23 protein-coding genes and 1 riboswitch are annotated in these 26,133 nt (G+C 51.2%); of the genes, 21 read left to right on the top strand and 2 right to left on the bottom strand.

Annotated elements, in window-relative coordinates:
* Nucleotides 1-20: 20 nt before the first annotated feature.
* The 14 genes from JFN88_RS21140 to JFN88_RS21205 all read left to right on the top strand — a co-directional run bounded on the left by JFN88_RS21140 (nt 21) and on the right by JFN88_RS21205 (nt 14,083).
* A complete protein-coding gene (locus JFN88_RS21140) occupies nt 21-878 on the top strand; it encodes a transporter substrate-binding domain-containing protein (RefSeq protein WP_199021240.1) in 858 nt (285 codons plus the stop codon).
* A 56-nt stretch (nt 879-934) separates the two neighbouring features.
* Nucleotides 935-1,702: an amino acid ABC transporter permease gene (locus tag JFN88_RS21145; RefSeq protein WP_199021241.1), complete on the top strand. Its 768-nt coding sequence runs from the start codon at nt 935-937 to the stop codon at nt 1,700-1,702.
* Entirely contained in the window at nt 1,699-2,409 is a 711-nt protein-coding gene (locus JFN88_RS21150) for an amino acid ABC transporter permease (protein ID WP_199021242.1), read from the top strand. The genes JFN88_RS21145 and JFN88_RS21150 overlap by 4 nt, the downstream gene beginning before the upstream one ends.
* Entirely contained in the window at nt 2,406-3,158 is a 753-nt protein-coding gene (locus JFN88_RS21155; protein ID WP_199021243.1) for an amino acid ABC transporter ATP-binding protein, read from the top strand. Before JFN88_RS21150 ends, JFN88_RS21155 begins: the two co-directional genes overlap by 4 nt.
* 70 nt (nt 3,159-3,228) lie before the next feature.
* A complete protein-coding gene (locus tag JFN88_RS21160) occupies nt 3,229-4,245 on the top strand; it encodes an LLM class flavin-dependent oxidoreductase (RefSeq protein ID WP_199021244.1) in 1,017 nt (338 codons plus the stop codon).
* A 15-nt stretch (nt 4,246-4,260) separates the two neighbouring features.
* Nucleotides 4,261-5,454: an amidohydrolase gene (locus JFN88_RS21165; RefSeq protein ID WP_199021245.1), complete on the top strand. Its 1,194-nt coding sequence runs from the start codon at nt 4,261-4,263 to the stop codon at nt 5,452-5,454.
* The gene (gene solA / locus JFN88_RS21170) at nt 5,451-6,608 is read left to right on the top strand and encodes an N-methyl-L-tryptophan oxidase (RefSeq protein WP_199021246.1); all 1,158 of its coding nucleotides are present in this window, start codon (nt 5,451-5,453) and stop codon (nt 6,606-6,608) included. Before JFN88_RS21165 ends, solA begins: the two co-directional genes overlap by 4 nt.
* Nucleotides 6,608-7,156, top strand: coding sequence for a GNAT family N-acetyltransferase (locus JFN88_RS21175; RefSeq protein WP_199021247.1), 549 nt, complete (start codon nt 6,608-6,610; stop codon nt 7,154-7,156). The genes solA and JFN88_RS21175 overlap by 1 nt, the downstream gene beginning before the upstream one ends.
* Nucleotides 7,157-7,222: 66 nt before the next feature.
* Nucleotides 7,223-8,563 carry an LLM class flavin-dependent oxidoreductase gene (locus JFN88_RS21180; protein WP_199021248.1) on the top strand — a complete coding sequence of 447 codons (1,341 nt, stop codon included), beginning with the start codon at nt 7,223-7,225 and terminating at the stop codon, nt 8,561-8,563.
* Nucleotides 8,550-8,810, top strand: a complete 261-nt coding sequence (locus JFN88_RS21185) for a glutaredoxin family protein (protein WP_199021249.1) — start codon at nt 8,550-8,552, stop codon at nt 8,808-8,810. Before JFN88_RS21180 ends, JFN88_RS21185 begins: the two co-directional genes overlap by 14 nt.
* Before the next feature lie 400 nt (nt 8,811-9,210).
* Nucleotides 9,211-11,415: a methyl-accepting chemotaxis protein gene (locus JFN88_RS21190; RefSeq protein WP_199021250.1), complete on the top strand. Its 2,205-nt coding sequence runs from the start codon at nt 9,211-9,213 to the stop codon at nt 11,413-11,415.
* Between the two features lie 275 nt (nt 11,416-11,690).
* Nucleotides 11,691-12,122 carry an SRPBCC family protein gene (locus tag JFN88_RS21195; RefSeq protein WP_199021251.1) on the top strand — a complete coding sequence of 144 codons (432 nt, stop codon included), beginning with the start codon at nt 11,691-11,693 and terminating at the stop codon, nt 12,120-12,122.
* Nucleotides 12,119-12,439: an ArsR/SmtB family transcription factor gene (locus JFN88_RS21200; RefSeq protein ID WP_199021252.1), complete on the top strand. Its 321-nt coding sequence runs from the start codon at nt 12,119-12,121 to the stop codon at nt 12,437-12,439. Before JFN88_RS21195 ends, JFN88_RS21200 begins: the two co-directional genes overlap by 4 nt.
* A gap of 189 nt (nt 12,440-12,628) precedes the next feature.
* Nucleotides 12,629-14,083, top strand: a complete 1,455-nt coding sequence (locus JFN88_RS21205; protein WP_199021253.1) for a 4-hydroxyphenylacetate 3-hydroxylase family protein — start codon at nt 12,629-12,631, stop codon at nt 14,081-14,083.
* 151 nt (nt 14,084-14,234) lie between these two features.
* Here JFN88_RS21205 and JFN88_RS21210 read toward each other — a convergent pair whose 3' ends face one another.
* The gene (locus JFN88_RS21210; protein ID WP_199021254.1) at nt 14,235-15,092 is read right to left on the bottom strand and encodes an AraC family transcriptional regulator; all 858 of its coding nucleotides are present in this window, start codon (nt 15,090-15,092) and stop codon (nt 14,235-14,237) included.
* Between the two features lie 213 nt (nt 15,093-15,305).
* Here JFN88_RS21210 and JFN88_RS21215 point away from each other — a divergent pair, with 213 nt between their 5' ends.
* Complete coding sequence (locus JFN88_RS21215; RefSeq protein ID WP_199021255.1) at nt 15,306-16,604, top strand: alpha-glucosidase/alpha-galactosidase; 1,299 nt, start codon at nt 15,306-15,308, stop codon at nt 16,602-16,604.
* 177 nt (nt 16,605-16,781) lie between these two features.
* Here the strand turns inward: JFN88_RS21215 and kimA are convergent, their stop codons facing one another.
* Nucleotides 16,782-18,602: a potassium transporter KimA gene (kimA, locus tag JFN88_RS21220; RefSeq protein ID WP_199021256.1), complete on the bottom strand. Its 1,821-nt coding sequence runs from the start codon at nt 18,600-18,602 to the stop codon at nt 16,782-16,784.
* A gap of 9 nt (nt 18,603-18,611) precedes the next feature.
* Nucleotides 18,612-18,791: riboswitch (cyclic di-AMP (ydaO/yuaA leader) on the bottom strand.
* Between the two features lie 286 nt (nt 18,792-19,077).
* Here kimA and JFN88_RS21225 point away from each other — a divergent pair.
* From JFN88_RS21225 to JFN88_RS21250, 6 genes are all read left to right on the top strand, one after another.
* Entirely contained in the window at nt 19,078-19,428 is a 351-nt protein-coding gene (locus JFN88_RS21225; RefSeq protein ID WP_199021257.1) for a hypothetical protein, read from the top strand.
* A gap of 415 nt (nt 19,429-19,843) precedes the next feature.
* Complete coding sequence (locus JFN88_RS21230; protein WP_199021258.1) at nt 19,844-21,130, top strand: ATP-grasp domain-containing protein; 1,287 nt, start codon at nt 19,844-19,846, stop codon at nt 21,128-21,130.
* A gap of 88 nt (nt 21,131-21,218) precedes the next feature.
* Nucleotides 21,219-22,319: a hypothetical protein gene (locus tag JFN88_RS21235; protein WP_199021259.1), complete on the top strand. Its 1,101-nt coding sequence runs from the start codon at nt 21,219-21,221 to the stop codon at nt 22,317-22,319.
* Between the two features lie 107 nt (nt 22,320-22,426).
* Complete coding sequence (locus JFN88_RS21240) at nt 22,427-23,536, top strand: radical SAM/SPASM domain-containing protein (protein ID WP_233168112.1); 1,110 nt, start codon at nt 22,427-22,429, stop codon at nt 23,534-23,536.
* Between the two features lie 19 nt (nt 23,537-23,555).
* Nucleotides 23,556-24,824 (top strand): Gfo/Idh/MocA family oxidoreductase, encoded by a 1,269-nt coding sequence (locus tag JFN88_RS21245; RefSeq protein ID WP_233168246.1) that lies wholly within the window; start codon nt 23,556-23,558, stop codon nt 24,822-24,824.
* Between the two features lie 82 nt (nt 24,825-24,906).
* On the top strand, nt 24,907-26,079 hold the full coding sequence (locus JFN88_RS21250; protein WP_199021261.1) for a radical SAM protein: 1,173 nt from the start codon (nt 24,907-24,909) through the stop codon (nt 26,077-26,079).
* The last annotated feature ends 54 nt before the right edge of the window (nt 26,080-26,133 follow it).

A 26,133-nucleotide genomic window follows, 5' to 3' on the forward strand; every position in this document is an offset into this window, starting at 1 on the left:
AACCCACAGGAGGAAATGATATGAAAAAAGCATCAGTTATCGCAGGAATATTGGCATTATTTTTAGTGATTTCAGGGTGTGGCTCTAGTAATGGATCTGGTGGCGGCAAGACAGACACAGGCTCCACGGGCGGATCAGAGCCAGCGAAACAGGTGAAGAAAATCATTGTCGGAACAGGCACAAAATTCCCGAATGTCTGCTTTATCGACGAGAATGGAAAGTTGACCGGCTTTGACGTAGAACTGGTCAAGGAAATTGACAAGCGTCTGCCAGAATATGAATTCGAGTTGAAGACGATGGAATTCTCCAGCTTGCTGCTCGGTTTGGAAACCAACAAAATTGACTTTGTAGCGCATCAAATGGAAAAGAATCCCGATCGCGAAGCGAAGTATCTTTTCACCAAAGAGCCATATAGCATCTTCTTAACGAAGGTTGCAGTCGACAAGGATAATGACACCATTCAATCCATCCAGGACTTGAAGGGTAAAAAAGTTTACACAAGCGCTACAAGCAACCAGGCGTTCTTCCTGCAGGAATATAACAAGAAGAATAACGATCCGTTTGAAATTGTCTACTCCAGCGGCGCTGCCAATGATCTTGTGAATTTGATCAAGAGCAAGCGGGTAGATGCGACAATAACAACAGATTTTGCACTGCGGTTTTACTTGGATGCCGATGGCAAGCAGGCGCTGAAGACGGTCGGCGAACCGCTGATCCAATCCGATGTATTGTTCGTACTGCGCAAGGATAGCCAGGAGTTGGCCGACAAGATTGATGAGGCGGTCAAGTCCATCAAGGAAGACGGTACCTTGGCCAAGCTGAGCATTGAATGGTTGGGACAAGACTTTACCAAAGGAATAAATGAAGCAAGCAAATAAGCAAAGTATTCGATAGCAACACACTTTAGGTCTTATGGAAGGGGGGCGAGAACGTAATGGGAAGAAGATTCGAGTTCGTTTACATTCTGGATTTTATTCCAAAGCTGCTGGGTTATTTGCAAATCACATTGTTTATCGTTGCGGCTTCAGTGGTGTTGGGGCTCGTGGTCGGCCTGATTGTCGCCCTTCCACGGATGTATAATATTCCGGTGCTCAAGCGTCTGTCTGTGATCTATGTATCTTTTTTCCGGGGGACGCCGATTCTGATTCAGTTGTTTCTGATTTATTACGGGCTGCCTGAGCTGTTGAAAGGGATATCGATTGACGTCTCCAAAGTACCTGTACTGGCCTTCGTTATTTTCACTTATGCCCTGCATAGCGGGGCATTTATCTCCGAAGCTATCCGCGCCGCAGTCGGCGCGGTCGATCGGGGGCAGGTGGAAGCGGCTTATGCCATCGGGATGTCGGGTTTCGAAGCCTTTACCCGAATTGTTCTGCCACAGGCGGTAGCGATATCGTTGCCGGTATTTGCGAATGTTGTAATTGCCAATCTGAAAGACACATCGCTTGCTTTTACATTGGGAGCGATGGAGATGACTGGAAAATCACAGACGCTGGGCTTGACAACCCAGCATTTCATTGAAGTGTATATTTCGCTTTCATTGATTTATTTCGTCGTCAGCGTCATTCTGGAGCGGCTGTTCCAGCTTGCTGAGCGTCGAATGTTAAGATATCAGCCGGAGCTGGCCAGTACGCCATCAAGAAAGCGTCAACTGCCGCGCCTGTTGCTGCCGCAGTTTAAGAAAGGGGGAGAGCAGGCATGAAACTTGATCCGGGCTTTATATGGACTTCTTTTGTTGCGTTGCTTTCCGCATTGCCGATGACGCTGTTTATTACAGTAGTATCCGTGGGAGTCGGTTTTGTAATCGGCTCTATCATTGCATTGCTTCGCATTTACAAGATTCCTGTGCTGCAGCATATTGCGGCATTTTATGTTACTTTCATTCGCGGGACACCGATGCTTATGCATCTGTTTCTAATTTATTTTGGGCTTCCGGCGCTTATAGATGCCATATCTGGCGCTTTTGGCTGGACATTTACGTCGGCATCGATTCCGATTTTGGTTTTTGTTCTGATATCTTTTTCCATTACTGCCGGGGCTTATCTGTCCGAAGTCATTCGTTCAGGTATTTTGGCCGTTGACAAAGGCCAACTGGAGGCTGCTTATGCAATCGGCATGAAAACTCCGCAGGCGCTTTGGCGCATCGTACTTCCACAAGCCTTTGCAGTCAGCCTGCCGAACCTGTCAAACTCGCTGATCGGAATGCTGCACGGCTCATCGCTTGCCTTTACGGTGACTGCGGTTGAGATTTTCGCGAAAGCCAATATCGTGGCGACAACCAACTGGAAATATTTCGAGGCTTTTATTGCTGCCGCTCTTCTGTATTGGGGCATTACGGTGTTAATTGAAAAGGGTGTTTCTATACTAGAGAAGCGCATTAATGTGTACAACCGAGGAGGGGTAGCATGATTAAACTGACTGGCATCAAGAAGAGCTTCGGCAAGCAGGAAGTGCTGAAGGGGATTGATCTGACCGTGGAACAGGGTGATGTCGTCGCTATTCTCGGGCCTAGCGGCTCGGGCAAGACAACGTTGCTGCGCTGCATCAATTATCTGGAGCGGCCGAATGACGGCGAGGTTGCCATTCACCAGTTCAAGGTCGATTGCAAGCGCGCTTCCAAGCAGGATATTCATACTTTACGCCAAAAGACGGCTATGGTGTTCCAGAACTATAATTTATTCAAGCATAAGACAGCGCTTGAAAATGTGATGGAGGGCCTGGTCATCGTTCAGAAATTGCCGAAGCAAAAAGCTCGCGAGCTTGCGGTACAGGCGCTGGAGAAGGTGGGACTTGGCAACAAGCTGAATGAATATCCGAGCCGCCTTTCGGGCGGCCAGCAGCAGCGGGTCGGAATTGCCCGGGCGCTGGCGCTGAACCCGGAGATTATTTTGTTCGATGAACCAACCTCTGCCCTCGATCCTGAGCTGGTCGGCGAGGTGTTGGCGGTTATCCGCAAAATTGCGGGTGAAGGCATCACGATGATTATTGTAACCCATGAAATGGCCTTCGCCCGGGATGTCGCTAGCCATGTCGTGTTCATGGATGACGGTGTCGTGGTCGAGGAAGGTCCGCCGCATCAGCTGTTTGGCACACCTAAGGAAGAGCGGACCCGGCAATTTCTCAAACGGAGCATTCAGGAGTGGAGCTATTCCATTTGATTCATAATAGAAGTACATGATTATTACAGAGTCGGCACGCATACATGCTGCCGGAAGGGGAGCGAGCATTATGGGACTTAAATTGAGCATTTTGGATCAAAGCCCGATATTTGCAGGAGAGAGCGCCGAGGAGGCGCTTCGTCATTCACTGCAGCTTGCACAACTGGCCGAGGAGCTTGGCTACAACCGGTTTTGGGTATCTGAACATCATGATACGGAACATGTGGCAGGCTCTTCTCCGGAAGTGCTGCTTGCGTATTTGCTGGCGCATACGAAGCATATTCGTCTAGGTTCCGGCGGAGTTATGCTCCAGCACTACAGCCCATACAAGGTAGCCGAGAATTTCAATGTGCTGGCTGCTCTTGCTCCGGGTCGGATCGACCTTGGGGTAGGCCGGGCGCCGGGAGGTCTGCCGCGCTCGACGAGGGCGCTGCAACGCGGCGTTGCCGAAGCGCAGGATTTGTTGGAAAAGTTGAAGGAGCTTCAGCTTATTCTGGATCATAATTTGCCTGAGGATCATCCGCTGCATGGGCTGCGCGCAGCTCCATTGCCTGCGGTTCCGGCCCCGGTATTTGTACTCGGCACAAGCGTAGGCAGCGCCGAGATTGCCGCCGAGCTTGGCTATCCATACGTGTTCTCGCAATTTATCAATACGGACCAGGAAGTGGCCCGCCAGGCGTTCACCGTCTATAAAGAGCGTTTCAATCCAGTCAGAAGCGAAGCGCCGACACCGATTTTGGCTGTAGCGGTAATCGTAGCCGACACTGATGAGGAAGCCCAGGAGCTGGCAAGTCATCAGAAGCTGGTGAAAATTCATCTCGCGAGCGGCAGAACGATAACGGTTGCCAGTATCGAGCATGCCAATGAGTTCGGCAACCAGACTAATGAAAGCTTTACAATTGAAGAAAAGGTGCCTGAGCTGGTCAAGGGCTCGAAGGAAACAGTGCGCCGGAAACTGCTGGAACTGCAGGAGCAATACGAAGTAGAAGAAATTATCGTAACTACGCCGATTAAAATCTTTGACAAGCGGATAAATTCATTTAAGCTGTTGAAAGAGGCCTTTGCGGAGGTCGCTGAAAAACGGTAGAGGAGGAAACTGCAGATGGGAAATGCTGAGCTGAAAGCCGCATCGCTAGAACTTGAGCCCAGACTGGTGGATATCCGCCGCGAGCTGCATCAGCACCCTGAATTGTCCAATGAGGAGTATGAGACGACGGCGGCAATCCGGCGGTGGCTTTCGGAAGCAGGAATCCGCATTGCCCCGTATTCGCTGAGAACGGGACTTGTAGCTGAGGTGGGAAGCGAGGAGACGGATGGTCCGATTATTGCGCTCCGCGCGGATATCGATGCGCTTCCTGTTCAGGAAGCGACGGGCTTGCCGTTTGTTTCTGTATACGAGGGCAAGATGCATGCCTGCGGACATGATTTTCATACCGCTTCCCTGCTTGGCGCAGCGTTGTTGCTCAAGGAGCGGGAAGCAGAGCTTCAAGGAAAGGTACGGCTTATCTTTCAGCCGGCCGAGGAGAAGGCAACAGGTGCGCAGCAGGTCATTAGAAGCGGCGCTTTGGAGGGCGTGCAGGCTGTATTCGGACTGCACAACAAGCCTGATTTGCCTGTCGGAACGGTGGGAATCAAGTCCGGTCCGCTAATGGCAGCGGCTGACGGCTTCAAAATCCAGGTAGACGGCATTGGCACGCATGCGGCTGTTCCGGATGCAGGCATTGACCCGATTGTGGCTGCGGCTCACATCGTCACGGCGCTGCAATCGGTTGTCAGCCGCAATGTCAGTCCGCTTGATAGTGCTGTTGTCAGTGTGACAAAGATTCATAGCGGGAATTCCTGGAATGTTATCCCTGACAAGGCGGTTATGGAGGGGACGTTGCGCACATTCGACGAGCGCGTTCGCAAGCGGGTGAGGGAGCGGTTCGCACAGGTCATCGACGGCGTTGCCTCCGCCTTGGATACGACGGCGCAGCTTAACTGGATACAAGGCCCGCCTCCGGTGTTGAATGATTCGTTGCTTGCCAATCTGGGCAAGCAGGCGGCTTCCTCCGCGGGGCTTGAGGTTGTGGAGCCTGTACCATCCTCTGCCGGGGAAGACTTTGCATTTTATCAGCAGCAGGCGCCGGGTCTGTTTGTTTTTATGGGTACGTCCGGGACGCAGGAATGGCATCATCCGGGCTTTACGTTAAATGAGGATGCGTTGCCATACAGCGCCAGATTTCTGGCTCAGCTTGCTCTGGATGCGCTGAAGTCTGAAGAACTGCTGCGCAAGGGAGAGACGGTCGTCGTATGAGCAACGGCGGCAGCTATGATGTGATTGTTGTAGGGGCTGGTTCTATGGGAATGAGCGCCGGCTATCATCTGGCGCGAAGCGGGCTTCGTACGCTGCTTATTGATGCCTTTGATCCTCCCCATCAGGAGGGCAGCCATCACGGAGAGCCTCGTCTCATCCGACATGCGTATCATGGCGGGCCGGCCTATATTGCGATGGCGCTGCGCGCGCATGAGCTTTGGCGTGAGTTGGAGGAGTTGACCAGGACAGAACTGCTTGTCCAGTCGGGGGTGCTGAACCTTTCCGCAGAAAGTATTTATTCCTACCAGCAGCGTGTGGAAGACGCCCAAGACTTGGATCTTGGCATTGAATATTTGAATGCGGATGAAATCAACAAGCGTTGGCCTGTTATTCAGCTAACGGATGATTTCAAAGGGTTGTATGAGCCGCGTGCCGGTTACCTGTACAGCGAGCAGTGCGTAAGATCGTATAGACAAGCCGCGCTGGCCGAGGGAGCAGAATTGCTCACCTATGCTGAGGTCGAGCATATCGAGGTCAATGAGAGGTTCGCGGCTGTGAGGATCAAGGATGGGCGCACATTCTATGCTGATCATGCTATCCTCAGCGCGGGTGCTTGGTTTAGCACACTGAAAGGCTTTATCGACTTGCCGATTCGTCCGGTGCGGAAAGTGGTTGGCTGGTTCGAACCCTCTACTTCGGCCTTTGATGCCGACCGTTTCCCCGGCTTCACGCTGAATAGTCCGTATGGCGGCTATTATGGCTTTCCAAGTATCGGAGGAGCGGGACTGAAGATCGGAAGGCATGACACCGGAGAGGGATGGCTGCCTGGGCAGCCGCTCAAGCCATTTGGCAGTCTGCCTGAAGATGAGGGCGATTTGCGTGCTGCATTAGAAGCTTATATGCCGCAGGCGGCGGGCACGCTGCTTCGAGGAGCGGTGTGCAAGTATGAGTTTACACCGGATGATGATTTTATAATCGACCGGCATCCGCAGTATCCGAATGTGCTGCTGGCGGGTGGGTTTTCCGGGCACGGGTTCAAGTTTTCCAGTGTGGTCGGCGAAATATTGGCCGATCTTGTCAACAAGGGTTCTACAAGCTTGGATATCAGCAAATTTGCGGTATCCCGTTTTCATTCATTGACAACAACGAGGTGATGATCGTGGCACAACCTTCTGCTATTACGATTCGCGAAGCCGAAGAGGCCGATAAAGAGGCCGTGCTGCGGGTAGTGCTGGAGGCGTATCAGCAGTATGAACAAAAGCTCCCCGAGCAAAGCTGGGAGCAATATAAGGAATCCATTCGCTTATCCGTGCGCGAGGGCAATCCGAAAGCAAGGCTTATTGCCGAACTGGACGGAGAAATTATAGGAAGTGTACAACTGTTTCTATCTTCCGAAGCGGCATACGGGAGAGCCGATTTGCACATCGACAGTCCCATTATTCGTTTCCTTTCCGTATCGCCCCAGGCGAGAGGGAAGGGAGTTGCGACGCTGCTCATCAAGGAGAGCGCAAGACGTTCGCTCGAGCTTGGGGCATCGCTGCTCTACTTGCATACCTCCGATATGATGGAGTCAGCTGTAAAATTGTATGAGCGACTTGGCTTCGAACGTGCGCAAGACAAGGAATTCTACAGCGGCAACACACTGGTCAAAAGCTACAAGCTTCAGTTGCTGGATCATCCGTTGCTGAAGCAAGTGCTTTAGCTGCAGGCAACCTTCTAACCCTTCAAGTGCAAGTTTAAGCATAATGCCAATAGAGGAGGAAGTAAGATGGCAAACCGTAAACAGTTGAAATTGGGTGTAATTATTCAAGGTGTCGGAGGCAATATGTCAGCGTGGCGTCACCCTGATGCGATAGCTGATGCCAGCATCAACATCGATTATTACAAACAGCAGGCTTTGACTGCTGAAGAAGGTAAATTTGATTTGGTGTTTATCGCAGACGGTCTGTATATTACGGAGAAATCGATTCCTCATTTTCTGAACCGATTTGAGCCCATTACAATATTATCGGCCATCGGCGCCGTTACATCCAAAATCGGTCTGGTTGGCACGCTTTCCACTTCTTACAGCGAACCGTTCACAGTAGCCCGCCAATTTGCCTCAATCGATCATATCAGCCGGGGCAGGTCGGGCTGGAACGTCGTAACCTCCCCACTTGAAGGGTCTGCCTCCAACTTCAGCAAAGCTGAGCATCCTGCGCACCCCGAGCGCTATCGGATTGCTGAGGAATACCTGGAAGTCGCACGCGGGCTGTGGGACTCGTGGGAAGATGATGCTTTCGTACGCGACAAGGAGAGCGGACAATTCTTTGATCCCGAGAAGCTGCATCGCCTGAACCACAGTGGGGAATTTTTCTCCGTGCAGGGACCTCTGAACATTGCCAGATCCCGGCAAGGGCAGCCGGTCGTCTTCCAGGCTGGCTCCTCCGACGCCGGTCGGAATCTCGCAGCCAAGTCCGCCGATGCTGTGTTCACTGGACATGAGACGTTGGAATTGGCACAGGCGTTCTACGCGGATGTCAAAGCGCGCGCAGCCGCCCAAGGCCGCTCGGAGGATAATATTGTCATTATGCCGGGGATCGGAGTAATTGTTGGTGAGACCGAGGAGGAGGCCGAGCGCAAATATCAGGAGATGGTAAGCCTCATCTCTATCGAGAATGCAATCGATTATTTGGGCCGCTTCTTTGAGCACCATGATTTCTCCCAATATCCGCTTGATGAGCCGTTCCCGGACCTGGGCGATTTGGGCAACAACAGCTTCCGCAGTACGACCGACAAGATCAAGCAGGCTGCGCTGGAGCAGGGACTAACGCTTCGCCAGGTAGCGCTGAATTCGGTTGCGTCAAGAAGCAAATTCATCGGCACGCCGGAGAAAGTTGCGGATTTGATCCAGCAATGGTATGAGGAAAAGGGAGCCGACGGCTTCATTATCCATCCGGGCACGCCTAACGGGTTGCAGGATTTCACGCGGCTGGTTGTTCCGATTTTGCAGGAGCGCGGCATTTTTCGCACGGAATATGAAGACGATACATTAAGAGGAAATTTGGGACTGACTGTTCCGGAAAACCGTTACACAAAATCCAGGAGGCTAGAACATGTCAGCAACTAAAAAAGTTGTTCTATGGAGCAAAACAGGTTGTCATTACTGTGCAGGCGTAAAAGATTTGCTCAGCAATCATAATATTGCTTATGAAAATATTAGCGTAGACGGCAATGATGTGCTGAGAGATGTGCTGGAAGTTAAATACGGAGTACGCCATGTGCCGGTTGTTGAGGTTGGTTCGGCTGACGGCAGCAGCTATGTCGGGTGGACGAATTTGAATCTGGAAGAACTTGAAACGCTTCTTCACGCTTAAGATTTGCAAACTCATACCCAGTACGTTAGTATCTGTAAGAAAACCTCTCATTAAAAATGACGGAGGGGCTGTCCCAAAAGTGTTCGCACGGTAGGGGAACATCCCAATTTTTAAGCGAAAAGGACCTCAAATTCCACTATAAAGTGGAGGTTGAGGTCCTTTTTTTCGATGAAATTCGGTTTTAAGTGAGGCTAGAAAAATCACAAATTGACTTTCGGGACAGCCCTTTTTTTCATACGCTGGCTTTGCCTGACATATATTCGATCCTTTTATCAGTTTGATAAAATATTTATTTGTTGTAACCTTACATCGATGTTAAATAAATTTTCTTTATATGTTAAAATAACTTTCATACAGGTAAAAAGATACATATAGATATAGGTCGATGGAGGGGGATGTCATGTTTGATTGGTTAGGATGGAGGACGGGGATGCCGCTATGGTGGTCCTATCGGCTTAATTCCGGTATGAAGGAGGATGTCGAAGAGAGCTTTGAAGGCATTGCCCAGACTCGTAAGGCACTGCTCCAATCATGGGCGGATGACTGCTGGGGACATCTGGAACGCCTTGCCTCACAGCTCGTGCAGTTGCAACGAGCGGGAGATAGGCTTGATGGTTTGAATGTCGGGCTGGAGCCGCTGTTCAGAGAGACCTATACGAGAGCAGGCGATTTTACAGAACTGTTCATGTTGGACACGAGTGGAAGAATAGTTCACACAACTTGCGGTGAGCGTGCAAATCATTCGTCCGAGATTGGCAGGGGGCTCATATATACGGAGGCGCCCCCGGAAGGGCAAAAATGTTTGTACGGACCGTATGCCGACCCGGTTACTTTGGCGCTTGGGCCGCGATCTTCTGCCTTCCATGACAAAATGACACTGATGTTCCTGCTGCCGCTCTCCTGCGACGGGAAACGATGGGGAACGCTTTGCGGACGGGTCCCCAATGACGTCATCGGCGATTTAATCCAGCGCGAATCCGGTCATATCTATCCGGATTCGGGGGACAACTATATTTTTATGGCCAAGCCGGGCTTGCAGACCGATATCCAACCGGGTACGGCATTATCCAGAAGCCGGTTCGAGGATCGAACCTTTACTCATGGCGAGAACCTTAAGGACGGTATTACGACCGCGTGGGGCACCGTAACGGTCACAGAACATACTGAACTGGAGCTGATATTCACCGACCCGTCTACAGGGGAGCTCCATCCTGGGGTCGCGAATACAATTCGCAACGGAAGCAATCTGTATGTAGAGTTTCCAGGCTATTCGGATTATCGCCATATTCCCGTAATTGGGAAAGGGGTAACCTTCCAGCTTCCTCATTGTCCGGATGTATGGGGCATGATGTGCGAAGGAGATTTGGAGGAAGTATACCGGCTTCGCAGTATTTCTTACCGACAAAACCGGCTCCATAGCGGGCTTGCGGTACTATTCACATTTTTGATGGTCGTGGGCATGTACGTCCTGCTGCCGCTTGTCTCTGTCGGAACGGGGGCAGCGCTGGCCGGACTCATTACTGCCGGATATGGAATTTTAAGCATTCGGCTGTTGCACAGGAGAAGCTCCCTTCGGGTTGTCCAGCAGCTGCGAAATATTAACCGTTTTATTCGGATTAACGCCGAGGGCAGCGGTGACCTGACGCAGCGTCTGGATACCGGGCAGTTTGATCAGGATGAGATTCGCGAGTTGGCCAAATGGATTAACAATATGATCGACTCTCTGGAGGGAATCATGCTGCAGGTGAAAATGACAGCTGGAGACGTGCTGTCAAGCCAGACGCGAATGAGCCAGTCGACGTCTTCTACAGAAGGAACAGCGCATTCCGTTAATCAAAAAATCCATGAGATGATTGGCAGCCTTCGTCACCAACTGAAGGATATTGAAGTTGCCAAAGATGTTGCCAATCAGATGAGAAGCACCCTCTGGGAGTTAGAAGAGCAGGCATCTGGCCAGATTGCCGTTGCGCGTAGCGAGGTGGATCGGATTGGGGACAAGATGGATCATATTGCGTTGAAGGTGAAGGAAACGAACAATACGATTACGGCATTCATGGAGACGATGCAGGAAATTCAAAATGTGCTCCATGTCATTGAGGAAATATCGAGCCAGACAAATCTGCTTGCACTAAATGCCTCTATTGAAGCGGCCAGAGTAGGCGAGCACGGCAAGGGGTTCAATGTCGTTGCAACGGAAATCCGCAAGCTGGCAGAACGGACAAAGGAATCAACGGATCACGTAAAGGGCATTGTGCAGCAAATCTATTCGAGTGCCGGCCGCGCTTTTGCTTCCATGGAAGAGGGGAACCAGGTTGTGGCCGAAGGTACGGCGCTTGTATCGGCAGCTTCAGAGCTTCTTGGCGGAGCACAGGCTGAGGATACGCTGAAAACCAGGGTTGTGGACGAGGTTGTGACCTTGATGGAGCAAATTGCGGCAGTCAGCATCGAAAGCCGGCGCGTCTCGATCGATGTGGAATACAAATTGAAGGAATTGGCTCATGTCATGAATCATGCTCGCAATACTTCCGGGCATGTGGAGGCCATTGCCGGGGTGTTGCAGCAGTTGGTTGGGCAGTTCCGGCTGACCGATACACGGAGAAGATGATTCCGTTTTCTGCAGACCTGTTGATTCGCAGTTGCTATAAGAAGAGGGGAGTCATTCGGTATAATTGCCGGATGGCTCCCTCCTTTTTCTTGTTGAGCTTGTTTGACATGAAACCAAAAGGTGTTATATACTAAGCGAAACCAAAAGGTTTCCTAATTGCCGCTAGCTGATGAATGGGACTGGCAATAGCAGCAGGCATTCAAGCAAGGCGAGCAATAGGACGAGTCATGAAGAAGTGAATCGATTTTGATAATGACAGGAGGACTATTCAAGTTATGAGTGAACATATGGAAAGCCGGTTGCCGGATATACGCAAGACGGTTGTTTTTAACGCCTCTATCGAAAAAACATGGGAAGCTGTTGCAACCTCTGAGGGGCTGGAAGCCTGGTTCATGCCAAATGATTTTGAGCCTGTGGAAGGTCATGAGTTTCATCTGAATGCCGCGCAGTTCGGCATGTCTCCGTGCACAGTCATTGAAGTTGACCGACCTAATCGGCTGGCATTTCGCTGGGGCAAGGACTGGACAATTACGATGGAGCTTAAAGATTTGGGCGGGAAAACGGAATTTACATTGATTCACTCCGGATGGGCTGCTGACACGGTAACGGAATTTGGAGATTCGCATACCGTCATCCGCGGCCGGATGGAGGGCGGCTGGGAACCGATGGTCGATAAAAGGCTGCGCGCGCTGGTTGAGGGTCAATGACGGCTCCACTGCCGAAGTACGATGTCTTCCAAGCGATTGCCGACCCGACACGCCGCAAGCTTATGGAACTATTGTCGGGCGAAGAGCTGTCGGTGACGGCGCTCAGCAGTCATTTTCCGATTACCCGTACAGCCGTTTCCAAGCATTTGCGTGTTTTGCAAGAAGCCGGGCTTGTCCGTGAGCGCAAGGCGGGCAGAGAGACGCGCTACTCCTTGCAGGCAGCCCCACTGTTGGAGCTGAAGCGCTGGCTTGGCTTCTATGAGCAGTATTGGGACAACAAACTGGCTGCTTTGCAGCGCCTGGTGGAGTCCGAGTAATACGATTTACAGGGAAATGTTGACAAATCCTGGTGTCAGATAATAAAATGTCTTCAGGTGTTATATTTTGGACAACCAAACGTATGGAGGTCTTATTTTCTTGAATCTAATCGGGGAAATAAGACCTTTTTCTTTCCGGGTCTGGCTACTTGTCCGATTGAGGTTGTTTGGTGGAAGCGGGGGAACGGAATGTCTTCAGGCACACGATATTTAGAGCGTATTCAAGACGGCAGACAAGTATGGCTAAACGGGGAAGTTGTCAAAGATATTCCGCGGCATCCCGCATTTCGCGGGACTGTCCAGACGATTGCTTCCGTCCTTGACCTGCAGGACGATCCGGTTGTAGGCCCGCAGTTGATGTTCGAGACAGAGACAGGCGTCAGGGCGAATCTGGCCTATCTGGTGCCTGTCAATAAGGAAGATATTATCCGGCGTGGACGTTCGTTCAAGATCTGGTCGGATGCGACGTTCGGTGTAATGAGCAGAATTGCGGGCTATTATCGCTCTCAAATTACAGGACTGTATATGAACCGTCATCTGATTGATCAGGAGCAGCCGCATTATGCCGAAAGAATTGAAAAGTATTTCAATTATGTCCGCGATCACGATCTGCTGATCGCCTCTGCCGGACATGACCCGCAAATCGATAGGAGCAAGCCCGCCCATGAACTTGGGGATTTGTACACCGCTGTTCGCATAGTCAAGGAGACTGAAGAAGGGATCGTTGTCCGGGGAGCGAAGGTGCTTGCTACCGGCGGGGCCTATCTGGATGAAATCATGGTTGTACCGAATTCCAGAAGAACAGCAGCCGAGAAGCCGTATGCGCTGTTGTTCATTATTGCTGCGAATACCCCCGGCGTTTACCAAATCAGCCGTGAGTCGTTTGCCTCCCTGGACGAGGAAGACCATCCGCTAAGTTCCCGTTACGATGAGATGGACACCGTACTTGTGTTTGACGATGCGTTCATTCCGTGGGAGCGGGTGATGGTGAAGGAAGATCCTGATACGTTGTGGAGGCTGCGCACCGACCCGGTCTCAAGTTTATATGGCCAACATGAGATTATCGTCAGGCTGGCAAGCAAGCTGGAATTCGTACTGGCTGTTGCCGTTGAGCTTGCGGAATCGATCAGCATTACGAAGTTTGCTCATGTGCAGGAGAAACTGGCGGAGCTGGCTTTTCAGGTGGAGTCGGTCAAAGCGTTATGGTATGCAGCCGAACACAGATCGGTTCTTCACCCTCTAGGGGTATGGCTCCCAGGCAAAGAAGAGCTTGTTGCAGCGAGAAACTTGGGCACCAAATATTATCCGAGAGCCATTGAAATTTTGCAGCAGCTTTCGGGTTCAGGCATGTTGCAGGCACCATCGCGGCTCAGCGACCTGAGTGGACCGCTCGGCTCTCATTTGCAGAAATATTACCGCGGCGCTGACCGCGGCGCGGAGGAGCGGGCCAAGCTTCTGAAGCTGGCCTGGGATTTGGTTGGCAGTCGTCTGGGAGCCCGGCATGAGCTGTACGAGCGTTTTTATTCTGGCGATCCAGCGCGAACTTACGCGGGTCAGTATGTGGAGTACGACAAGCGGGAACTGATTGATCGTTCAAGAGCTGCATGTATCGGCTCAGCCGGTTTCCGTCAAGCTGATGCCTGATGTATTCGCGGCATACGTCCGCTTGTGCCGGAAGCCGGGGCGTTGATCCTGGACGGATGGAAGGAAATCCAGTTGGAATCCGTATAAGCCTGTACCATGTATCCATTAGTAGATGCATGATGCAGGCGTTTTGTTTTTAGAAGCAGCGGGATCATGGAGATTCAGGTCGCTTGCTGTAAACGGACGGCGCCTGTCCACTCCACTTCCTGAACTGTCTGGAGAAGTACAGGGCGTCGCTATATCCGACGGAGGACGCAATCTGTTTGATGGATAACTGGCCTTCTTGCAGCAGCTGGGCGGCTCTCTCCATACGGATTCGCAGCAAATATTGCATCGGAGATAGTCCGGTTGCCGCGCGAAACATTTTGGATAGATAGGTTCGATGGTAACCCAGTGACTTGGCAATATGGTCGATCGACAGCGGCTGGGCGTATTGCAGGTTCAGCCAATTGATGGTACGGGATATTTGGCGCTGTATGTCCGATTCCGTGACTGCTGCCGGAGCGAGCTGCGCATTGTTGGCAAGCGCAAGTCTGTACAACAAGAGCTGCAGATGTCCCGATGCTTTGAGATCAGCAAGCTGAGGGTAGGCCGTATCTTTTAGGGCGTCTTGCATGTTGCGGTATTCAGCCATGATCTGCTCATCCGGTTCCGCATGAATGACACAGTTGCCTTGCACGATTCCGATATCCGCCATCAGGGCGACATGATGATAAGGGGTAAAGGCTGCCCATGCATACTGCCATGGGAAACGTGGATCGGCGGCGTAACTGACCAGCTTGCCCGGCATGATGACGAAGGTGTCGCCTGCACGGCAATTGTAACGCTTGCCGTCAGACTCGAACCAGCCCTTCCCTTCGATAACTGTATGGATCAGTACATATTCATGGACTGTAGGGCCAATCCGGTGTTTGGCCTCAGGCTGGGCTTCTCCGCAAAAGAGAACGGAAAGCCCGGATTTTCGCAGGGAGGCATTGAATTTCACATGATACCAGCGATGTTCCTTCATCCTCGATTTCACTCCTTGGTTGGCAAAGAAACAGACTGGAAGCAATTTTATTATACAATATCATACTTTTCAAAGTGATCCATCAGACTACAAATGTCCATATATATCTTCATTCCTTCCATATTCCTCAATGACGCCATTCCCTATAATAAAAATATTCGGAGCTAATCCAATACAATTACAACATTCAAGCCTTCACAGGAGGGACCAAAAATGTCCAAAATTACATTTCTCGGCGCAGGCAGCACCATTTTTGCCAAAAATGTACTGGGCGATTGCATGATGACGCCATCCCTGCAAAATTTTGAGCTGGCTCTGTTCGATATCGACATGCAGCGTCTGAAAGATTCCGACCAAATTCTGAGTAACTTGAAAAAAACATTGGGCAGTACGTGTGTGATTAAATTGTATTCCGATCGCAAGGAAGCGCTGCGCGGAGCCAAATATGTGGTCAACGCGATTCAGGTTGGCGGCTATGACCCATGTACGATTACGGACTTTGAGGTTCCGAAAAAATACGGCCTGCGCCAGACGATTGCCGATACGGTCGGCATCGGCGGTATTTTCCGCAACTTGCGCACGATTCCGGTCATGCTTGATTTTGCTGCTGATGTGCGGGAGGTCTGCCCGGATGCCTGGTTCTTAAACTACACGAATCCGATGGCTGTGCTGACCAATGTCATGAACACATACGGCGGCGTACGCACCGTCGGCTTGTGCCACAGCGTGCAGGGCTGTGTATCCGGGCTGTTCGATCTGCTGGGAATGGACCATGGAGGCGTCCAGGCGAAAATTGCCGGCATCAACCATATGGCCTGGCTGCTGGAGGTGACGAAGGACGGCAAAGACCTGTACCCGGAAATCAAGCGCAGAGCCGCAGAGAAGCAGCGGGAAAAGCATCATGATATGGTACGACTGGAAATGATGCTGAAATTCGGCTATTACATTACCGAGTCGTCGGAGCACAACGCTGAATATCATCCGTACTTTATCAAGCGTCAGTATCCGGAATTGATCGACCGCTTCAACATTCCGCTGGATGAGTACCCGCGTCGCTGTGTTAATCAAATCAAGCGTTGGGAGGGACTGCGCGAGCAGTTGATGAACAGCCAGGATCTGGAGCATGTGCGTTCAGAAGAATACGCTTCCTTTATATTTGAAGCGATGGAGACGGATCAGCCGTTCAAGATCGGTGGCAATGTGATGAACACCGGCTTGATTACGAACCTGCCCAAAGAAGCTTGTGTCGAGGTTCCGTGTCTTGTAGACAGCTCCGGGGTCAATCCGACCTATATCGGGGATTTGCCGCCCCAATGTGCGGCGCTGAACCGGACCAACATTAATACCCAACTGCTTACGATCGAAGCTGCGATTACTGGCAAGAAAGAGCATATTTACCACGCGGCGATGCTGGACCCGCATACGGCCGCGGAGCTGTCTATGGATGATATTGTGACCTTGTGCGACGATCTGATTGAAGCGCATGGAGACTGGCTGCCGAAATTCGTATAATACAGCTTTGTGACAAAGAAGACCCCGGCCATACGCGCTGGCGATCAGTCAGGCTCAGTCTGACGGAATGCCTGAGCGGACGGAAGGGGACTTTGGTTTGGAGCGAAGTTTTTGCTCGCGAAACGAAGCTTTTGCCTGTCCAAGGACGGCAAAGCCGTTTATACCTGACGCCTTTATTTATTTTTTCAGATGAAAGGGTACGGTCGCCACGACAACATCTTTCTGGTAGAACAGGTGCGCCCGCAGCAGCAGGCTGGTCTGGTTATGCAGCAAATTATGCCACCAGCTTTTGGTGATGAATTGCGGGATAAGCACTGTAATTTGCCCGCTATTGCCGGTTTTCCACTCGACTGTTTCAATGAATTTCAGCAGTGGCCGGATGACGCTGCGGTAGCTGGAACGCAGCACGATGAGACGGACGCCCGGATTCCACTCCGCCCACTTGCGCTCCATGCACTCGATATCCTCATCGTTAAAGCCAACGTAGACGGCGACCACCTGATCCGTCAGTGAGCGAGCATAGCTGATCGAGTTCATAACGACACGCGTGATGCCGGCCACTGGAACAATGATGGTGCCTTGTGAAGTGATCGGCTTGTCGATATCAAGCTGAATGCGCAGTTCATCAGCAATATTGGCGTAATGGCGGTTGATCCGATAGAAGATCCAGATGACGACAGGCAGGAAGATGAATACGATCCACACTTGTGAAAACTTGGTCACGATAAAGATCAGTGTAATGAGTAGTGTCGTCAGCATCCCGATGGTGTTCATTACAAACTTGGAAAACCAGCCTTTCGGCTTCAGTCTGATCCAGCGAATCATCATCCCGAGTTGGGACAGTGTGAACGGGATAAAGACACCGACAGCGTAGAGCGGAATAAGGCTCACTGTGTTTCCGCCGAACGAGACAATAAGCGCTGCCGATAACAGGCCGAGGAACAGGATGCCGTTGGAAAAGCCAAGCCGGTCGCCACGCGCCATAAATGCCCTGGGCATGAATTTGTCTTTGGCAAGCATGAAGGCGAGCAGTGGAAAGGCAGAGTAGGCTGTATTGGCTGCCAGGAACAGAATGAGCGCTGTGCTGCCTTGTATAATATAGTAGAGCACGCCGCGTCCGAAGACAGATTCCGCGATTTGGGAAATGACCGTAGATTGCTCTGCCGGCACAATGCCATATCCGTACGCGAGCAAGGAAATGCCGAGAAACATCGAGCCAAGCAGCAATCCCATCATGACCAGTGTCGCAATTGCATTGCGGGAAGCAGGCTCGCGGAAGTGAGGCACCGCGTTCGAAACCGCTTCAACACCGGTTAGTGCGGAGCAGCCCGAGCTAAAAGCCTTTAGCAGCAAGAACAGACTAATGCCGGACAAAGCACCATCCGCGCCAGGCGTAATATGGCTGACCATTTGACCGGTCAAATACCGATAAACTCCTGCTCCAATCAAAATAAAAACGACTACAACAAATAAATAGACAGGAATAGCAAGCACCGAGGCGGATTCAGTCACACCGCGCAAATTCATCAGGGTCAAAAAGCCGATCATCGTCAGGGCAATCCACACACGATCGTCATGCAGGGACGGAAATGCGGATACGATAGCATCCGTTCCGGCTGATGAACTGACCGCTACAGTGAGAATATAATCGACCAGCAGTGAACCTCCTGCAAGCAGTCCGGTTGCTGTGCCCAGGTTATCTTTGGCGACAATATAAGCGCCGCCTCCAGCCGGATAGGCTTTAATCGTCTGACGATAGGAAAGAATTAGAATGAGCAGCAGGCCAAGCACGGCAAATGATATCGGAATGGAATACCAGATGGCTGAAATACCGATAGTCATCAACACAAGCAAAATTTGCTCCGTGCCGTAGGCGACAGAGGACAATGCATCCGAGGATAAGACAGCAAGTGCTTTGAGCTTGCCGAGCTTTTCTCCCTCAATTGCATTGCTTTTCATGGGGCGACCAATAAATAATCGTTTAATTTGGCTAGCCATAGCCTTAAAATCCTCTCTTTCGTACGCTTACGGAGTTAGCTGACGGATTCGGACACGAAAGAATGCCCTACGCCAGGAGTTGCTCTGGCGATTCACCCCGTAAGCAGCTGTTCTGAGTGAAAGAGCAGATTTTGCTGCTTGTTCGGTTCCCCCGTTCCTGTTTGCAACAGGACTCAGCGTTATTGTGATTACCAAAGAATGATACGCCTTGGCATGTGTGCTGTAAAGGAACAAACGAGAGCGAAAAGGCGATAAAAGATGCAGATTTGCACCGTTAAAGCGGTTACATATATATGGCTCGCTGACGGGCTTGCATTAGATAGCGATCTCGTGAACTTTCAACGAAAATGGTTGATCTTATTAAGTTTTCATGAATGGCCTATTTTCTTCCGAAGAGTTTATTTAAATGGTATAATACGTGCACAAGCAGGCTTAAAGAACAAAATATTGAGTTTATGAAACAAAGGAGAACCTCATGACGCTAGAGCTTTATATCCATTTGTATCAGGACTGGCTGGCAACGGTCAAAGAAATATTTGCAGGATCGGGACAGCCGCTGCCTGATCACGCTACAGACAAGCAAGTCGGACTGGCTTACTATATTCAGAATGCAGCCGATCTGGAGGAAGCAGAGAGACTTCGTGCTTCCAATGAAGAGCGGCTGAATGAAATCGAGCGTACCATTCGTGCTAATTTTGAGCAGGTCATCCTGCCGGATATTTTGCGACAGACACGCTATGCCGGGGACGTCTTCCGCTTCAAGTGGGTCTTCAATCAAGGCGAGCATATTATTGAAGAATGCTCGGAGTACCGTATTTCGCTGTAAAGGGGCTAAACAGTGTCTGACTTCCAACCCTCCATTTCCCCCTCAAAATAATACTCTGGTGCTATGTACAAACGGATGTAATTTAATTACAATGAAAGAAAGTTATGGGCTTGATCATGTGTGGCATGGTCAGATCTGCTCCTGAAGGGGGAAATTGTTCAGGTGCAGGATTTCCAATGGTTGTGCCACGTTACCTGGTCCGCGATGTAAAAACTCTCCTTTATTACGAAATGCAGCTTTGACCTCCGCATTACATAATTACTTCAACTTCCTGGCTTCCTGACTTCGTGCAGTACCTTCTATAAATATTGGCCCGTTTCTCTTCATCCTTATCCGGCTCCTGTGGGGGAATGCTCTTAGGCTCACAGCAACTCCAATCTTTAATCGCAATCCACTTTAGATTAGAGGTGAGTTAATGAATGGCCGTATGTTGAACCTTGAACCGTTTCGCAAGGCGCGAGAAGGTCGTGTGCTTTGGCATGCCAACATCAATGAAGACCAGCACTGGAACGAAAATCCGCTGTTTCCGTCATTTGCGAAACCTCAGCACACCTCATTAATCGAGCAGCAGGAGCAACAATTGTTATGGATCGCCGAACCGGAGGATGTCGTTTGGCTGCTGCATGCTCCCGATGCGCAGTTTCTAGCTGATATCAAGCGGCATAAGGGGGAACTGCCGCATCTTTGTATAAGCCGGGACGCAGGCGAGGTAGCGGCATTTATCGCAGGCGCTGTCTCTGGATTATGCACCTTCATGCCCTTCATGCTGACCCCCGAATTTGTAGTGATGGCGGAGACGCACGGCTGGAGGCTGATGAATTCTGACGCCCGTAAAGTCAAGGAACTGAATAGCAAGTACACGACGCGAAGACTGGCTGAGGAGCACGGATTTGCTGTAACGAATGGCCGATTTTGCATGAATCTTGAGGAACTGGATGGGGCCTATCAGGCATTTCGCGAGGCTGGATTCGACCAGGCTGTGCTGAAGCAGGCATATGGCTCATCCGGCAAAGGACTCACAATTATTGAGAACGAGCATAAATTCAAGCAGTTATCGGTATATATTCGTAAGCGAACAGCTTCATTTGAGCTGCTGCTGGAGGCGTGGCACCCCATCCGCCAGTCACTGAACGCCCAATTATGGATCGAACCTGATGCCGTTCATCTGCTGGCGGTCACTGAACAGCGAATTAATGCCTACGGCGTCTATATTGGCACGAACTATGCGCCGCACTATGAAGCGGATGTCATCGGACTATACCGCACGGAAATGCTGCGTCTTGGCGAGGTTCTGCGAAAGCTGGGCTACCGGGGAATTGCCGGGATTGACTCGATAGTTGATCATACCGGCACGCTGTACCCGGTCATTGAAATCAATGCGAGGTTTACACAGGTGACCTATCTGCTTCCGCTTATTGAATCTCTTCTTCTCCATTATCGGCATGTTGAGAGCCGCTATATTCGTCTGGAGTCGAGCGACAGGCTTGCTTTTGAATCGCTCAAAGAGAAACTGGAGTCTGTGCTTCGTCCTGATTCTGACCATCAATTCACAATTTATACGTTTGCCTGCAGCCAAGAAGCTGAGAAGTGCATATACCGTATTTTTGTCCTGTTCTACGGGAATGAAGCGTCAAGACTGCAAGAAATGCTGGAAGTCTTCGAACGTTTCCCGGCTTTGCAGGAACAATCCGCCCCTATTTAGGCCGCCTTCGTTGGCCCTTTCCTTTTAATTCCCGTGCCCGGATGCTTTTCATACTATTCCGCTCATCAATGAAAAGGAGGACGAACAGTTGCAGTCACAGACGGTAACGCTGCTCAGTGCGGGGAACTCGCTTGGCGTATACATACCGGCAAAGCTGTTGCAGCTCCAACTTCGCAAGGAGGGGATACAAGCAGACATCTACATGCTGGAGCATCTCTATGATGATGAGACCCGGGAAAATATTCCCCGCTATCGCAAGGCGTTCCATGACAGCTTCAAGGTGGCCAAGACAGGCTACAAGCTGGCAAGGGACAGCCGCAGCAATCTGGATGAAGGCAAAACCGCTGCGCTGCTGGAGCAGTGGAGGCAGGAGGGAAGACGAAAATTTCTGGCGCTGACCGGATTCTGGATTCCTGTTTTGGAGCGGTACCAGAATATGCTCGGCGGGACGGGAGTGGATATTCGGCTCATTCGTCTGGATGCCAGTGATACGCCGTCCTTCTCCGTCTATGGGGATGCTTGCAGCCAGTTCGCAAATATCTGGCTCTACCCGCACGGGGAGGAACGGATTGCGCAGACGATAACGGTTAGCGCCAAGGAACCGGTCTCCTTTGAGAAAAGAGAGAGACGCTATCTCATCCATGGCGGCGGTTGGGGGATCGGCACGTACAAGGACAAGATTGCCGAGCTGGAATCTGCCGGAGCGGCTTTGCATATCGTCACCTATTATCGCGAAGGAACTCAGCTGGCCCCGCATGACAGAGGGCAACACCGCTACTATTTGCTCGACCCGGACTGGAGCCCGTGGCACCGCAATGCCGACGGCGAATTTGATTTTCCTCCGTTTGCCGAAATTGATGCAAGCCAGCCTTATGAATTCGGGGATTCGCCTGATTATCCGAGGGTCTTTGAACTGATCCGGCAAAGCACTGGCATTATCAGCAAGCCGGGGGGAGCGACACTGCTGGATTCATTGGCAGCCGCCACTCCGCTTATTTTTCTAGAGCCGTTCGGAGAGCATGAGAGGTCGAATGCAAGGCTTTGGGAGTCGCTGGGTCTGGGCATCTGCTATGAGGCCTGGCAGGCGCAGCATTATTCGACGGATGTGCTGGTGCAGCTTCATCAGAATCTCTTGCGCGCACGGGATGAGGCTGGCAATCTGCTGCATGAAATTAAGAAGGGGAGGTGATGTTCCGCCTAAACGAGCGCGCCCGGCAGATTTTGCAGCGATACTTGATTTGTGCATAGTCGGCAAGTACCGAATCACAACGATATCGACCATTAGGAGGTCAATTTATGTCTGTGCAACTTCAAAAAGAAAGTATTTCGCCATCACTCAGCAAATCCATGCCCCGTTGGATTTGGCTGCAGCTTTTGGAGGCTTGCAATCTGAGATGCAAAATGTGCTATGAATGGGGAGACAACGGAGCTTACAAGGAAAGAGGGGTATTAAAGCAGTTAGATATTAACGTCGTTAAACAAATTATCGAGGATTGCAGTCCGGCCAAACCTTACTACGATCTGTTCGGCGGGGAACCGCTGATGTATCCGCAAATTGACGAGGTGCTGGCCGCGTTAAAATATTATGGCAGCGAGGTTGCCTTCCCGACCAACGGGACGCTGCTGGAGAAGCATGCGGAGATGATCGTCGAGAACGAGCCGCACCGCGTCTGGATTTCCATGGACGGACCGGAGGAAATCAATGATCAGCAGCGGGGCAAAGGCGTGTTCAAGCGGGCAACCCGCGGAATTGAGAAGCTGCATGCGCTGCGCGAGGAGAATGGCAAGCAGTTCCCGAAAATCGGAACGATCTTTATCATTACTCCGCTTACTTATATGCATGTGGAGGAGTTGTTCTTTAGGAGTATTGATATCACGAAGCTAGACCATATCAGTCTGGAGTTTCAATCTTTCATTACGCCTGAGGACCACGTCAACTATCGAAATATTCTGAAGACGCAATTTAATGTGGACACGCTGGCTGAGGGCTCCAGGGGATTTGTTCGCGAACTGTCGGAGTTCAGCGAGATGGATGCGAAGGAGATCACCAGACAGGTGCGCAACATTGAGCAGTATTGCAAGGAGAAGGGAGTCTTCTTTAATGCCTACCCGTCCAATATGACAGAGGAAACGGTAGAACTGTATTTCAGCGGAAACAGCGACAAGCTTCCTCATGCCAAAAAGCGATGCGAATTTCCGTGGTTGAGCACGGAAATTAACGCCAGAGGGGATGTCACCTCCTGCCACGCCTTCTATGACCTGTCGCTGGGCAACGTCTATGAGCAGCGGCTGCTGGACATTTGGAACGGGCCGAAGTACAAGGAGTACCGAAACTATTTGAAGCGCAATTCTTTTCCGATCTGTCAAGCCTGCTGTCTGAACTTCAAGACGACTTCGGCCAAATAAGGAGGGTGAAGCCGCCGTGATGAGCATTAAACAAATCGGTGTCCTGGGATGCGCCCGGATAGTCGAGCGCGCACTGCTTCAGCCTGTCAGGCAGTTGGAGCATCTGAATGTCTATGCCGTGGCGGGCAGCTCAGAGCAGAGAGCCAGCGCCTATGCGGACCAGCATGGCATTGCCCGTTCATTCGGCAACTATAAGGAGCTGTTGGCCTGCAAGGAAATTGATTTTGTTTACATTGCGCTCAGCAATGAACTGCATCAGGAGTGGGCCATCAAGGCGCTGCAATACGGCAAGCCTGTCCTGGTGGAAAAGCCGATTTGCCTGAATACAGAGGAACTTGACGAACTGATGTCCGTTCAATCGGCGGTTAAGCTCCCGGTGCTGGAGGGGCTGATGGTTCAGCATCATCCCTGGCAGCAGGAGCTTAGGCGCATAGTAGAGGAACGTCCTTACGGCTGTGTGACGGGTGTCAAGTCATATATCGCAGTACCATTTCAGGACCCGCAACAGCTTAATTATCGGAGTCTCCCGGGGTGCGGGGGCGGTGTCTTCTACGATCTGGGCTGTTATTGGCTGCAATTTATTCAAGCCATTTTTGGACTGAATCTGGGATGGCTCAATGCGCAATCGGCATTTGACGGTCCGAACGGCTGCGATTGGTCGTTCCGGGCGGAGCTCAATCTGGCGGAGGGCGTCCGCGCTGAACTTCTCACTTCATTCGAGCTATCGGCCGGCTCGCGGCACACCATAGAATTCGAGCATGCGACGGTAACGGTCGAGCCGTTTTTCCGTCCGAGCTTCGGAAGCTATAAGATTGCTATTCGTGTGCAGCGAAAAGGAAACGGGGAAACGGAGAAGATTGTCTTCGGTGCGCAAAATTACTTTACCAATCAGTTGGCCTTTTTCTCCGATGTCATGGACGGCTTGCAGGTGAACATTCCGCTTCAGGACTCCTTTGCGCGGATCGAACTGCTGGAGAAGCTGCTTCACAATGCGCGGACGAAAACACAGCATCACCCAGTTAAAAAGGAGGCGTTCTTGATGATTCAAATCATTATGGACATTTTATGCGAAGTGAAAAACGCTCCAGAGCTGCGCGCTTCGTTGAAGCCGCAGACCGATATCATTCAGCAGGTCGGGCTGGACTCCTTGCAAATGATCAACTTTGTGTTGGCGATTGAGGATGCATTCGACCTGGAAATCGACTTTGAGACATTCGACTATGAGCATATGAGCTCAATCGAGCGTCTGGCGGGCTTCCTGGAGCGGGAGAAGGCAGCGGCCAGCTAAACTGCGGGCGAATGAGTGGTGCAGACTTCTCGCAGTCCGCAAGTGCTGCCGGGATAAGTCTATGGAGACAGGAGGAGCGTCCATGCAACCGAAAACACAAATAAAATTCGACCGCAACACCTTCAACAATATGAAGCGAACGATTCAGAACATGTCCCGGGCAAGCCGAGCGCTGAAGCATGACCCGACATTTGCGCTGGATATTCCCGATGATGTCGGAATCAAACTGAACAATGGTTGTAATTTGCGGTGCAAGCATTGCTTCGAATGGGCAAGCGAAGGCTTCCATCATGGTATGGCCAAGGAGGTCAAAAATCAGGAGATCGAATTTTCCTTGCTGGAGAGCATTCTGGAGCAGACGCGCGAACGCAAATCGAGACTGTACCTGTGGGGCGGAGAGCCGCTCTTTTACAGCAAATTCGATGAGTTGTGCGAGCTGTTGGCCCGCGATCCGCGCAATACGACGATCTGCACGAACGCTCTGCTGATTGAGAAGAAGCTGTCTTCCATATTGAAAATATCCGAGGAGATGACTCTTCTGATCAGTCTGGACGGATTCGAAGCGGAGAATGATGCCATTCGCGGAAAGGGAACCTTCAAGAAGGTCGTCCAGGCGGTGAATCGGATGCTCGAATTGCAGCAGGCAGGGGAATACCGCGGCCGTATTTCGATCAGCCTCACCATAAGCGACTCCATGGTCACGAAGTTGTACGACTTCATGGAATATTTCGAAAAGCTTGGCGTAGATACCGTCTATTTCGTATTTCCCTGGTACATCCCGGAGTCTATCGCTTCGAGAATGGACGAATTTTACGAGGAACACTTTCATTGGCTGGACGCGATCGGGCAGCAGCAGCGCTACAGCTGGCATTCCTTCTCTTTCAGCGTATCAGCTGTCAATATTCCGGCCTTGCAGGCAGAGATGGAACGCATTAATAGGCGAGTATGGAGCCGGAGAATCCGTTTCCAGCCAGCGCTGGAGCCAGGCGAGGTGAGCGACTTCATCCTCGGCTCGGAGAAGCCGGCCATGAATCGTGCACAGTGCCTGTCCATTGCCAATCGTCTGGACGTCATGCCAGACGGCAAGGTGAACCCATGCAAATTTTTCCCGGAGTTCACCTTGGGCGATCTGAACAACGCTGGTCTGCAGGAGGTGTTCCACGGCGACAATTTCCGCAAACACCGGGAAGTGCTGGGGGGAGGGCTGACGCCGGTCTGCTCGCGCTGCGTACTGCTGTATAATTACGGAAGATAAGAAACAGGCCTTCAAGTAGATCAATCATAAGAAACAAGCCGTATAATTCGGGAA

This window comes from Paenibacillus roseus (assembly GCF_016424485.1).
In the GTDB taxonomy this organism is placed as follows: Bacteria; Bacillota; Bacilli; order Paenibacillales; family Paenibacillaceae; genus Paenibacillus_D; species Paenibacillus_D roseus.